Source organism: Pseudomonas sp. LB3P14 (assembly GCF_054898045.1).
Map to the genome: position 1 here is coordinate 1,448,272 of NZ_CM142714.1, position 12,436 is coordinate 1,460,707.

At 60.4% G+C, this 12,436-nt stretch carries 11 protein-coding genes; 2 read left to right on the forward strand and 9 right to left on the reverse strand.

Features of this window, described 5'->3' with window-relative positions:
• Positions 1–128 precede the first annotated feature (128 nt).
• Positions 129–1,754, forward strand: coding sequence for a methyl-accepting chemotaxis protein (locus ACYZT5_RS06755; protein ID WP_462050378.1), 1,626 nt, complete (start codon positions 129–131; stop codon positions 1,752–1,754).
• A gap of 41 nt (positions 1,755–1,795) precedes the next feature.
• The gene (locus ACYZT5_RS06760; RefSeq protein WP_462050379.1) at positions 1,796–2,983 is read left to right on the forward strand and encodes a pyridoxal phosphate-dependent aminotransferase; all 1,188 of its coding nucleotides are present in this window, start codon (positions 1,796–1,798) and stop codon (positions 2,981–2,983) included.
• Positions 2,984–3,086: 103 nt separating this feature from the next.
• Here ACYZT5_RS06760 and ACYZT5_RS06765 read toward each other — a convergent pair whose 3' ends face one another.
• From ACYZT5_RS06765 to ACYZT5_RS06805, 9 genes are all read right to left on the reverse strand, one after another.
• Positions 3,087–4,448: an IS4 family transposase gene (locus ACYZT5_RS06765; protein WP_462047420.1), complete on the reverse strand. Its 1,362-nt coding sequence runs from the start codon at positions 4,446–4,448 to the stop codon at positions 3,087–3,089.
• Between the two features lie 109 nt (positions 4,449–4,557).
• Positions 4,558–5,535 (reverse strand): NAD(P)-dependent oxidoreductase, encoded by a 978-nt coding sequence (locus ACYZT5_RS06770; protein ID WP_462050380.1) that lies wholly within the window; start codon positions 5,533–5,535, stop codon positions 4,558–4,560.
• 21 nt (positions 5,536–5,556) lie between these two features.
• Positions 5,557–6,855: an MFS transporter gene (locus ACYZT5_RS06775; RefSeq protein ID WP_462050381.1), complete on the reverse strand. Its 1,299-nt coding sequence runs from the start codon at positions 6,853–6,855 to the stop codon at positions 5,557–5,559.
• A 118-nt stretch (positions 6,856–6,973) separates the two neighbouring features.
• The gene (locus tag ACYZT5_RS06780; protein WP_462050382.1) at positions 6,974–7,948 is read right to left on the reverse strand and encodes a sugar kinase; all 975 of its coding nucleotides are present in this window, start codon (positions 7,946–7,948) and stop codon (positions 6,974–6,976) included.
• Positions 7,941–8,723, reverse strand: a complete 783-nt coding sequence (locus ACYZT5_RS06785; protein ID WP_462050383.1) for a sugar phosphate isomerase/epimerase family protein — start codon at positions 8,721–8,723, stop codon at positions 7,941–7,943. The genes ACYZT5_RS06780 and ACYZT5_RS06785 overlap by 8 nt, the downstream gene beginning before the upstream one ends.
• A 140-nt stretch (positions 8,724–8,863) precedes the next feature.
• Positions 8,864–9,892, reverse strand: coding sequence for a LacI family DNA-binding transcriptional regulator (locus ACYZT5_RS06790; RefSeq protein ID WP_462050384.1), 1,029 nt, complete (start codon positions 9,890–9,892; stop codon positions 8,864–8,866).
• A gap of 138 nt (positions 9,893–10,030) precedes the next feature.
• Positions 10,031–10,639 carry a LysE family translocator gene (locus tag ACYZT5_RS06795; RefSeq protein WP_462052203.1) on the reverse strand — a complete coding sequence of 203 codons (609 nt, stop codon included), beginning with the start codon at positions 10,637–10,639 and terminating at the stop codon, positions 10,031–10,033.
• 52 nt (positions 10,640–10,691) lie between these two features.
• Positions 10,692–11,531, reverse strand: a complete 840-nt coding sequence (locus ACYZT5_RS06800) for an AraC family ligand binding domain-containing protein (protein WP_462050385.1) — start codon at positions 11,529–11,531, stop codon at positions 10,692–10,694.
• Positions 11,532–11,607: 76 nt separating this feature from the next.
• Positions 11,608–12,249 (reverse strand): DUF1345 domain-containing protein, encoded by a 642-nt coding sequence (locus ACYZT5_RS06805; RefSeq protein ID WP_462050386.1) that lies wholly within the window; start codon positions 12,247–12,249, stop codon positions 11,608–11,610.
• Positions 12,250–12,436 lie beyond the last annotated feature (187 nt).

Genomic DNA, 12,436 nt, shown 5'->3' on the forward strand with positions numbered 1-12,436 from the left:
CGATATAGATAACAGGCCCACACAAACCAATTCCAACAGTGGCGCCAAACTGAAAACGCGCGCGTCAACGCCCGTCATTCAGCGATCACGCAAGGATGCTCGTAGCCCCATCTCCCGAGAATCGTCCTATGTCACTGCGTAATCTGAATATCGCGCCTCGAGCTTTCCTGGGTTTTGCCTTCATTGCCTTGCTCGTTATCGTGCTGGGTGTGTTTGCCGTAAACCGCATGACGAGCATCCACCAAGCCTCCATCGACATGGAAACCACGCAGCTACCCAGCGTCGGGTTTCTCGGCAACCTGACGGAAAACGTCCTGCGTCTGCGCATTCTTTCTTTCCGGGTATTGGTCAACCGTGATCCGAACGCGTTGCAGGAAGCGCAGACGCGCATCGGCGTGCTGGTCGACAAGGTTCGCAGCGCACAAGCCAGTTATGCAGCGTTGTCGGCCACCCCGGAAGAAGCGGCGTTGTACAAGACGTTTACGGCAACCCTGGACAGCTATATGCAAGCCCAGAACCAGATGCTGGAGCTGTCGCGGCAGAACAAGCTCGACGAGATGCGCACGCTGATCAACACCCGGATCAAGGACGGTACGGACCAGATGGGCGAGCAACTGAACAAACTGGTAGCGCTCAATAACGCCGATGCGAAAACCTCCTCGGCCGAAGCGGGCGAGCAGTACCGCAGCGCGATTACCGGCATCATCGCGGTGGCGGTGATTGCAGCGCTGATGACCGTGCTGCTGGCCTGGCTGCTGACCCGCAGCATCGTCACACCGCTGAACCGTGCGCTGCAGGCGGCGCAAACCATTGCGGGCGGCAACCTGACCACACTCATCGAAGTCGACGGCAAGGACGAGCCGGCCCGTTTGCTCGGCGCCTTGTCCACGATGCAGGCCAGCCTGCGCAAAACCATCGAGCAGATCGCCGGTTCCGCGACCCAACTGGGCGCCGCCGCTGAAGAACTCAGCACCGTCACCCAAGAAGCCTCCCGCGGACTGCAACAGCAGAACAACGAAATCGAACAGGCCGCCACCGCCGTCAACGAAATGACCGCCGCCGTGGAAGAAGTGGCGCGCAATGCGGTGTCGACGTCCGAAGCCTCGAACCAGTCGACCCAGGCGGCCCGTGAAGGTCGCGACCGTGTGGTGGAAACCGTCGGCGCGATCCAGACCATGACCCACGATGTGCAAAACACCTCAGTGATGATCGAAGGCCTGGCCGCTCAGGGGCGTGACATCGGCAAGGTGCTGGACGTGATCCGCGCCATCGCCGAACAGACCAACCTGTTGGCGCTGAACGCGGCGATCGAAGCCGCCCGAGCCGGTGAAGCCGGGCGTGGTTTTGCGGTGGTGGCGGACGAGGTCCGGGCGCTGGCCCATCGCACCGCGCAATCGACCCAGGAAATCGAAAAAATGGTCGCCGGCATCCAGAACGGCACCGGCGAAGCGGTTTCGTCGATGCAGCAAAGCAATCAACGCACCCAAAGCACTCTGGAAATGGCCCGCGCCGCCGGTGTTGCGCTGGAACAGATCACTCAGTCGATCCATTTGATCAACGAGCGCAACCTGGTGATCGCCAGCGCGTCCGAAGAACAGGCCCAGGTATCCCGCGAGGTCGACCGCAACCTGGTGAACATCCGCGACCTCGCTACCCAGTCCGCCGCCGGCGCCAACCAGACCAGCGCCGCCACTCACGAACTGTCGCGCCTGGCCGTGGATTTAAATGCCATGGTGGCGCGTTTCGTGATTTGAGATAGGGTTGAGGCTTGGAACCCGCGCGACTGGAGAAATACATGCGCTACTCAGCCTTGACCAAACGAATCGCCGGTGACGGCGCTGCGGCCTGGCAGATTCATGACCGAGCACTGGAATTACGTGAGCAGGGCATTGATGTGCTGCTGCTGTCGATCGGCGATCCCGACTTCGATACGCCGCAGCCCATCGTTCAGGCGTGCATCGACAGCTTGCTGGCCGGTGACACCCACTACCCGCCAGTACGCGGCAGTCAGGGATTGCGCAACAGCATCGCCAACCGTCATCGACAGCGCAGCGGTCAAGTCGTGGATGCCGACCATGTGATTGTGCTACCGGGTGCACAATGTGCGGTGTATTCGGTGGTGCAATGCCTGCTCGATCCGGGCGATGAAGTGATCGTCGCCGAACCGATGTACGTGACCTATGAAGGCGTATTCGGTGCCTGTGGAGCCAAGGTGGTGCCGGTGGCGGTGCGCCCCGAGAACGGCTTTCGGGTCGATCCGGCGGATGTCGCGGCGCTGATCACGCCTAAAACCCGCGCCATTTTGCTGAACAGTCCGAACAATCCTTCCGGCGCCAGTTTGTCGCTGATGATCTGGCAGGAGCTGGCGTCGCTCTGTGTTCGTCACGACCTGTGGCTGATCAGCGACGAGGTTTACAGCGATCTGTTGTACGAAGGCGAGCACATCAGCCCGGCGAGTCTGCCGGGCATGGCCGAGCGTACTGCGACCATCAATAGCCTGTCCAAATCCCACGCCATGAGCGGTTGGCGAGTAGGTTGGGTGATCGGCCCGAAACGTTTGAATGACCACCTGGAGCATCTCTCGTTGTGCATGCTGTTTGGCATTCCGGATTTCATCCAGAACGCTGCGCAATTGGCGCTCGATACGGATTTGCCGGAAGTGGCGCTGATGCGCGAGGAGTATCGCCAGCGTCGCGACCTGGTGTGCGCGAGTCTGCGTGATTGCCCGGGCATCCGACCGATTCGGCCTGATGGCGGGATGTTCGTGATGGTCGATGTGCGCCAGACCGGGTTGTGTGCCCAGAATTTTGCCGAGCGGCTGCTGGAAGGTTACGGCGTGTCGGTGCTGGCCGGTGAAGCGTTTGGGCCGAGTGCGGCGGGGCATATTCGATTGGGGTTGGTGGTGGATCAGCTGAAGCTGGCGGATGCGTGCCAGCGGATTGCGTTGTGTGCGGCGGACCTTCTGGAGGCTCGTCGGGCCTGATCGAACCCGATCGTTCCCACGCTCTGCGTGGGAATGCCTCTAGGGACGCTCCGCGTCCCATGTGACGCGGAGCGTCACCGGGCTGCATTCCCACGCGGAGCGCTCATCGTTCTACACAACTCTCGATGAGCGCACGCTGGGCGTCTAATGCGATAACAAACTCACGTATTCGTTGCATCCCTATCCACATGGCCTTGGGGCCGGGAGGTCCGTCATTTTTACGCCCCAAGTAGCCTCCCAGGCTCGTGACCAGTAAAACCATTTCTCCTAAAGAAGGGGGCGCAGTGGGCGGTTGGCACCGTTTGACCACGATATAGGCTGCTTTCCACTCCGAAGCCTCAAACACCATCTCGCAGCTTAGATCGGGACAAGCACGTCCCAGCATCAGGCTGTACAGCACACGCCAGGTCGTGATCAGGTACAAACCAATGCAGGGCAACAACCGTTCCTCGGTCTCCAGCTGCAATCGACTGACCTGACAACCATTCTTCAGCACATTGAAAAACACTTCGATAGACCAGCGTACCCCGTACCACTCAACCACGGTGCTCGCCTGCTCCAGGCTAGTGACCGGCAGACTGGTCAGCAGCAGCCACTCCAGAGGTTCAACACCGTCTATGGCGTTTTCTTCACGGGCCAACACAGCATTGATCGAGACGCTGGGCAATTTATAACCCGGCCTGTCGGGGGCACGCAGGGTCACGGTTGCCGCGCGCAAGGTGACATCAGCCAGTCGGGCGGGGCGCTGGGGACGAGCTTTGACTTCAACCTTGAGTGTTCCCAAGGACGGTGCCTGATCCAGTGCCGACCACAACTTCCCGTTGTCAGCCCCCAGCAAGCGCCTGTCTTGAGCCGCCCGCACGATCCATTGGGCCCGGGTGTCTGGACTGAACTCTTGATGATCAACAAACCATTCGTACAGATCGCCCTCAGCATCGGCGAGGTTGACCACCAGGGTCTGCGGTAGCTGCCCCTGAATCGCGCAACTGGTTTGATAACTGTCAATCCAGCGCTGACTCTCTTTCTCATCAATCCCTTTATCTCGGCGCTCATGGCGGGGGCTCGGTTTATCGCGGCTCCACCACTGAGCATCGACGACGCCCAGACAAATACGTTCGGGGGTAAAGGCAATGGTTGGGTGCAGACGTCGAGAAAACTTCTTCTGCGCCTTGATCGTGCCCATTCCTTTGGGACCGAGATTGACCCATTTGTCCATCTCGGTCGTGTCTTGCGCCAACAGCACCACGGGACTGCTTTGCATCCGTTGCAGGGTCGCGTCCTGATGGGGCCGCAACACCTTCTGGAACGTGACTTTCTCATTATCAAGAAATCGATAGGCCGCCGTGGTTTCTGCCAGCCCTCGACAAGCGGTCGGGATGCTGTTGCCGGGATGATCGGCTAGGCGTCCTAAAAAGCTGGCGAGCCTGGCATTTAAACGGCCATCACCCAAGTCGGCGGTTTTCATTTCGTCCTGTGCCCAATTCAATCTTCGTTCTCCATTTCTTCGAGTTTCAAAAATACTTGAAAACAGAGTTATGTAGAACGATGAGCGCGGAGCGTGGGAACGATCGTTATCAAGCCTGCCACGCCCCGACGTTCACCAGATTCGCCGGCCGCTCACCCGCCAGTGCCGCCAGCAGATTGTCCACAGCACAGGAGGCCATCGCCTCCCGCGTTTCATGCGTCGCCGAACCAATGTGCGGCGTCGCCACCACGTTGTTCAGCTGCAACAGCGGCGAGTCAGTGTTCAGCGGCTCACGTTCGAACACATCCAGCCCCGCAGCGCGAATCTGCCCGTCACGCAAGGCCTGAATCAGCGCCGTCTCGTCCACGACCTTGCCCCGTGAAATATTGATGAAGATGCTCTCCGGGCGCATCAGGGCAAACTGCTCGGCCCCGATCAGTCCTTCGGTTTCTGCTGTCAGCGGCAGGGTCAGGCAAATGAAATCAGCCTGCTGCAACAGAGCGGTGAGGCTGCGGTATTGCGCGTTGAATCGCTGTTCCACCGCCGGTTTTGGCGAGTGGCTGTGATAGATAACCGGCATGCCAAAACCGAAATGACCACGCTGGGCCAGGGCCTCACCGATCCGCCCCATGCCAATGATGCCCAGGGTTTTACCGTGCACATCGCTGCCGAACTGCGCCGGGCCGATGTTGCGGTTCCACTGACCGGCGCGAACCATGTTCGCCAGTTCCACCACGCGCCGGGCGGTTGCCAGGATCAGCGCGAAACCGGTGTCGGCGGTGGTTTCGGTGAGCACGTCCGGGGTGTTGCTGAGCAGGATTCGCCGCTCGGTCAGGTAGTCGATGTCGTAGTTGTCAACCCCCACGGAGACGCTGGCAATGGCTTCCAGATCCGGTGCCAGATCGAGCAACCCGGCGTCCAGCTTCAGGCTGGCACCGAGCAACCCGTGGGCGCGGGGCAGGGCCTCGCGCAGCGTTGCCAGGCCTTCGGCATTGAGGTTGTCGATCAGCGTTACCTCGGTCTGCTCGTGAAGGCGAGCCATCAGCAGCGGCGAGAGTTTCTTGTACAACACAACCTGCTTTTTCATCGTAGTCCTCTCAACTTCAATTCAGGAATGGGCAGCTGTCGGCCGTTGCACAACGGCCTTGGCCACGACCCGGTCACTGGCACCGGGCTTGAGGAAAATCGTCAGCACCACCGAGAGCATCAACGCGCCGCTCATCAACAGATAAGAAGCACCCGGCGAGCCGGTTGAGCTGTTCAGGTAGCCGACCAGGTAAGAACCGCCAAACGAGCCAAGTGCGCCCATGCTGTTGATCAGCGCCATGGCGCCGCCCGCAACGTTGGCCGGCAGGATTTCCGGGACGATCGCAAAAAACGGTCCATAAGGCGCATACATGCAGGCGCCAGCGATCACCAGCAGGGTGTAGGACCACCAGAAGTGTTCAGCGCCCAGGGCGTAGGATCCGTAGAACGCAATCGAGGCGATCAGCAGTGGCGGCCAGACAAAGCGTTTGCGTTTCTGCAGTTTGTCCGAGCCCCAGGACACCAGCAGCATGCCGATCACCGCCGCCAGATATGGCAGCGCCGAGAGCCAGCCGGCTTCAATCATGTCCATCTGCGCACCGGCCTTGAGGATCGACGGCAGCCACAGCACGAAACCGTAGACGCCAATGCTCCAGCAGAAAAACTGCAAGGCGAGGATGATCACCTTCGGCGAGCGAAAGGCTTCGGCGTAGTTCTTCACGGCTTTGATGCCGACCTGTTCGGCAGCCAGGGCGCTCTCCAGATCCTGCTTCTCTTGATCGCTCAGCCACTTGGCTTGGGCGGGACGGTCATCGGCCAGACGCCACCAGATAAACGCCCAGAGCACCGCCGGCAAACCTTCGATGATGAACATCCAGCGCCAGCTGAAATGCTGCACCAGATAGCCCGACACCACCGACATCCAGAGCATGGTCACCGGGTTGCCAAGGATCAGGAAGGTATTGGCGCGCGAGCGTTCGGCACGGGTGAACCAGTGGCACAGGTACACCAGCATCGCCGGCATCACCGCGGCTTCGACCACGCCGAGCATGAAGCGAATCACGACCAGCCAGTAGGCGTTGGAGACGATCCCGGTCAACGTGGCCAAACCACCCCAGAGAATCAGGCTGACGAAAATCAGCTTCTTGACGCTGTGCTTCTGGGCGTAGATCGCGCCCGGTATCTGGAAGAAAAAGTAACCGAGGAAGAACAGCGCGCCGAGCATCGACGACAGGCCCGGCGTGATCATCAGGTCGGCGGCCATCCCGGAGGCGGCGGCAAATCCGTAGTTGGCGCGGTCAAGGTACGCCAGGCTATAGGTGATGAACACGATGGGCATGATGTACCACCAGCGGCGGGCGGCGAGTGTTGCAGTTTTCATAGTGGTGCTCCTGAGCTTGTTGTTTTTGTCGCAGCAGGTAACGGTTTTCGTAGATCGTTCCCACGCTCTGCGTGGGAATGCCTCTAGGGACGCTCCGCGTCCCCTGTGACGCAGAGCGTCACGGGCTGCATTCCCACGCGGGAGCGTGGGAACGATCAGTTAAAGGAGGTGGCAGTTCGTCCCGGGTCGGCAATCCTTCCATATCCCCACGGCTCTGTACCGCACGGCTGCCAATCCAGTTGGCGCGCTTCACGGCGTCGGCAAAGCTGTGGTTTTCCAGCAGGGCGCTGATCATGCCGACGGCAAATCCATCGCCGGCACCGACCGTGTCAACCACCGTTTCCACGGGAACGCCCGCCACGAAACCCTGGTCCAGATGAGTGCGGTAATACGCACCGTGCGGGCCTAGCTTGATCGCCACGGCTTCGGCGCCCAGGTCGAGGTAAAACGCCGCGATGTCGGCGGGGTCTTCGAAACCGGTCAGCAAGCGGCCTTCGCTCAAACCCGGCAGGACCCAATGGGCGAGGGCGGCGAGGCGGTTGATCTCGCTAATCATCTGTTGCGTGCTGGCCCACAGACTCGGGCGCAGGTTCGGGTCGAACGACACGCTGCGCCCAGCATCACGCATGCGGGTCATCAACTCGAAAGACATTTCCCGAGCCGTTTCGGACAGTGCCGGGGGAATGCCGGTGGCGTGCAAGTGCCGGGCGTTGAGTAACTCAGGAGCGATCGACTGCCGCGACAGATGACTCGCCGCCGAACCGCGCCGGAAATACTCGACCACCGGATCGCTGCCATCGTCAGTGCGTGACTTGAGTTGAAAACCGGTGGGGTGCGCGGTGTCGATGGCGACGTTGCTGCAATCCAGGCCTTCTTTCTCCAGGGTGTCGATGACGAACCGACCCAGAGAATCAGCGCCGACCCGGCTCAGCCAGGCGACGTTGAAACCCAGCCGAGACAAGCCGATCGCGACATTGCTGTCGGCCCCGGCAATACGTTTGTGGAAACGGCCTACGTCGGCCAAATCACCGTTCTGTTCGGCAACGAACATTGCCATGGTTTCGCCGAACGACAGAATATCGATCTCAGACATGAGCGCTCTCCAAGCGGGATTGACCGAGGCGGGCGAGGGTGGCGACATGCTCGGTGGTCAACTGCACCAGGTCGTCGCCTTGCAGCGGATATTCCGCCGCTCGCATTACGCCTTGGGCCATGTGCCGCAGCAGTTGTTCCCACAGATGCAAATCACCGGCGGCAGGCGGTATGGCGACCAGTTTGCCGTCGGCCCGGCGCGTCACGGCTTTGCAGTGCACATAGCCGACGTGACGACCGAGCAACCGTGCTGCGCTGGCGGCGGACTGGTCTTGCCAATGCCAGTTGCCGATATCGAAGGTCATTTTGACCGGCAGGCTGTGTTGCTCGACTTCAGTGAAAAAGCGCTGGAAGGGTTCGATTCGGCCGCCGTGCAGGGTCTGATCGTTTTCCACCAGCAGTTGCACAGCGCTTTTTCCCAGCACGCGGGCCAGGGTCTGGAGGTCGCTGTTGTCGGTGAAATAGCCCAGGGAAACCTTCAGCCATTTGGCACCGAATGCCTGGGCGCGCTGCAGCGCAGAGATCAGTTCGGGATTGGGTTTCGACTGGCCGGCCAGCCACAATTCCATCGGCGAGGAATACACGCTTTCGAGGCCTTGGGCGAGGGTGGCATCGGCCAGTTGGGCGGGGTCTTCGACGGTCAGCAACTCTTCGCGCCATTCGATGCGCGTGGCACCGGCGGCGGCCAACACGTCGATAAACGATCCCTGGCCGCGTTCGCGAACAAGGTCGGCGCCGTAGCTCGACAGGCTGATGGAAACGGGTGGTTTATTCATTGTTGTATACCTCTGAAACCGGTTTCATTTTTATTCAAAAAAATATTGATGTGAGCTATGTGGAGTTCTTCAGGGCCCCTTCGCGGGCAAGCCTCGCTCCTACGAGTCTGTAGGAGCGAGGCTTGCCCGCGAAGGCGTCCTCAACTTGAAACACGCAAGGCTGTCGACCCACGCACAATCAACCGCGCCGAAAAATCCAAAGTCCGCACCGGCCCAACATCCCCACGCAAACGCTTGAGCAAACACTCAAACGCACTCGCGCCAATCTCGGCCGTCGGTTGGGCGAGGGCGGTGATCCCGCTCCCCACCAGCGGATACCAATCCAGATCATCCAAGGCGATCAACCCGACATCCTTGAACAAGTCGCACTTCAACTCACGCAACGAATGGGTGCTGGCCAACGCGGCGATTCCGTTTGCACAGAACAGCGCTTTCGGCCCGGGGCCAGGCGTTTCGAGGAAGGTTTTCAACTGGGCGGTGAGTTCGCTGCCGGTTTCGATGAGGGTGCCGCGCAGGGTCGGACGTTGCTCGATCTGCACCTTGAAACTGCTGACCCGCTCGATCCGCGAACTGGTGCCGTCAAACGGCTCGGTCACCAACAGCACATCGCGATAGCCGCGCTCCTGCAAATGGGTGAGGGCCATTTCAACGGCGGCAGGATTGTCCAGCCCGACCAGATCGCTCTCGAGCTGCTCGACCTTGCGATCCACCAGCACCAGCGGCATCTCCCGATGCAGTTCGCGCAACTCATCGCGGTGATGACCGAGGGTGTTCACGATCAAGCCTTCAATGTTGTAGGAGCGCAACAGGGCCAGGTGCTGGCGTTCCTGCTCGTCATCGCGGTCGGTGTTACACACCACCAGGCTGTAGCCGTGCTGACGGCAGGCGGTTTCCACCCCGTGCATCACGGCAATCGAATAAGGGTTACGGATATCGGCCACCAGCATGCCGATCAGGCGAGTGCGGCCGCGTTTCAGACCACGGGCCATCTGGTTCGGGCGGTAGCCCAGTTCGCTGATTGCCTGCTCGATGCGCAAGGCAATGGCATCGGAGAGCAGGGCGCGGTCATCGCCGATGAAGCGCGAGACGCTGGCCTTGGAGACCTTGGCGTGTTCGGCGACGTCGAGCATGGTGACGCGGCTGCGCTGGGCGGCAGAGAAATCGTTCACGGTCTGAAACCTTCTTATTGGAGTTATAAGGTTTGTGCTTCTGATGCAGCACTGAAACCGGTTTCAGAAGACACCAGAAACGAATCCCCCGTCAAGTGCCTCGTTTGTTTTGACGCGATGAATACCGACGGGTGGAAGTCAGACCAAGACGCTCGACCAGGCTGATCCCAGCAGCAAAAGGGCCATACAACGATTGAAACGTTGCATCGCTCGAGGCGAGCCCAACCACCGCGTGGTTCCTGCACCGAGCAAGGCCCAGACACTCAGGCACGGCAGGGAGATCAGAAAAAACGCCAGCGACAGATAGGCCACATGGACCAGTCGATGTTCGCCGCCCCCCGCAAATACACTGACGACCGCCATCGCCATCATCCAGGTTTTCGGGTTGATCAATTGCAGGCTGGCGGCGCCCACCATTCCGAGTCGGGCCCCGTCGTCCGGAGGGGTGAGCGCAACGGCCGGGGCGCTGAAAATCTGCCAGGCCAGGTAGCTCAGCCAAGTCACGCCGACCCACTGCATGGCGGTTTGTACACCGGGGATTGAGGTCAGCGAGGAACCGGCTCCGCTGCCCACCAAAAGCACAATGCCCGCGGCGCCAATGCACGCGCCGAAGATAATCGGGACAGCCGCAGTCAAGCCGTATCGGGCACTGTTGCTCAGCACCAGAATGTTGGTTGGACCGGGCGTGATCGAAGCCACAAAAGCAAACAACAAGAAAGGCAGAAATGTCGGGAAAGAGGACAGCATCGCGGGCAAACTCCGGTGAAGATCATTGAAGTCGATCTTCACAAACATCGGGTTACCGGTCTGGAAGATTTGAGCAGCGCTTGCGGTAGAGCGCCGGCGTCAAACCATACGCCCGGACGAACCAGCGCCCCAGATGGCTCTGGTCGGCAAATCCCAGCTCCATGGCCACCGTCGCCGGTTGCTCGCCACGGGCCAGCATTCGCCGGGCGGTCGCCAGGCGCAATTGCACGAGGTAGGCGTGGGGTGCCATGCCATAAGCAGCTTTGAAAGCGCGGGTCAGATGGAAGCGATCAACTCCGGTGACGGCGGCCAGTTGGTCAAGGCCGATATCGTATTGAGCGTTGGCGTGCAGGTACTCCCGTGCCTTCTGCGCCACCAGCGGCAGGCGCGGATCCTCGCCATAGCGGGCGCGCCAGTGAAGGTGACTGGTCAGGCGTTCGAGCAAACCGTCGAGGGCGGTCTGGCGGACGATTTTCAGCTCACCGTGATGCAGGGTTTGAAACGCCAAGCTGGTGGCGTGGGCCAGTCGTGAATCGCTGGCCAGGGTGTTGGCGAAACTCAATTCACTGTTGTCCGGGGCATTGTCGAATACCGCGCAGAGTTCACGCTTCAGCCACAGCGGGTCGAGGTACAGCATGCGGTAGGTGAAGCCGTCTTCGGTCGGCGCTTCGCCGTCGTGGATGTCGCCCGGCTCGAGCAGAAACACCTTGCCCGGCGTGCTTTGGTGTTTCGCACGCCGACAATTGAATTGCTGAACCCCTTGCTCGGTGACGCCCACCAAATAGCTGTCATGCCAGTGCGGGTCGTAGGCGTGGCCTTCGAAATGCGCGCGCAGCGTCTCGATGCCGGTGTCGGCGTCCTGGGCCAGGTCGATCCAGTTGTGAGTCGTCATGCTGCACCTGCGAGTCGGATTGCCGACTCATTTAACGCCTGCGTTGAGGGTGATGACTAGAACGTTTGTGCAGGGATCAATTGAACAGTCCTGCCGCGATGTTGATCGAAAACCCGAGAATGGCCGTGTTGAAGAGAAAGCCGATCAGCGATTGCGCCAGCACAATCTTGCGCAAATCCCGAGTCGCCACGCCGACATCGGATGTCTGTACCGCCGCACTGATGGTGAACGAGAAGTACAGGAAGTCCCAGTAATTGGGCGTCGTCAGACCTTCAGCGAAACGCAGTGCGAGGTCTTTGCCGTCCCAGGTGTAGAACAGACGGGCATAGTGCACACTGAAAATCACCCCAATCAGCAGCCACGAACCGATCACCGTCAACGCGGTAAAACCGTAATGCAGCAGCTTGCGAGTGGTTTCCAGGTCCTTGCTGCCGGCCAGTTCGAAGGTGATGGTCGCCAGACTGGCCAGCGCCGCGATGCACACGACGAACAGCACCAGACCGGCGTTCTCATCCTCGACCTCGGCAATGCGTTTAACGTCCGGGGCCTTGGCCCGCGCGGTGAGCCAGAGCATCAGGACCAGATACGTCCAGACCCCGGCATTCCAGCCGATGAGGATTTTGCTGATGATCGAGTCGGCGGGGGCCAGAATGCCCACCGCGATGCCGAGCGTGGTGGCGGCGGACAGGCGAGGGTGGGTGCGGGCGAGGAAGGGCATGTGAACTCGATGGGCCGGGGTATTCAAACACCTTAGCCCAGCGCAGTCCGTTGTGACCACAAGCCTGAAGCCGAACATGATCGTTCCCACGCTCTGCGTGGGATGCAGCCCGTGACGCTCCGCGTCACTTGCCGCGAGGGGACGCAGAGCGTCCCTTGAGGCATTCCCACGCAGAGCGTGGGAACGA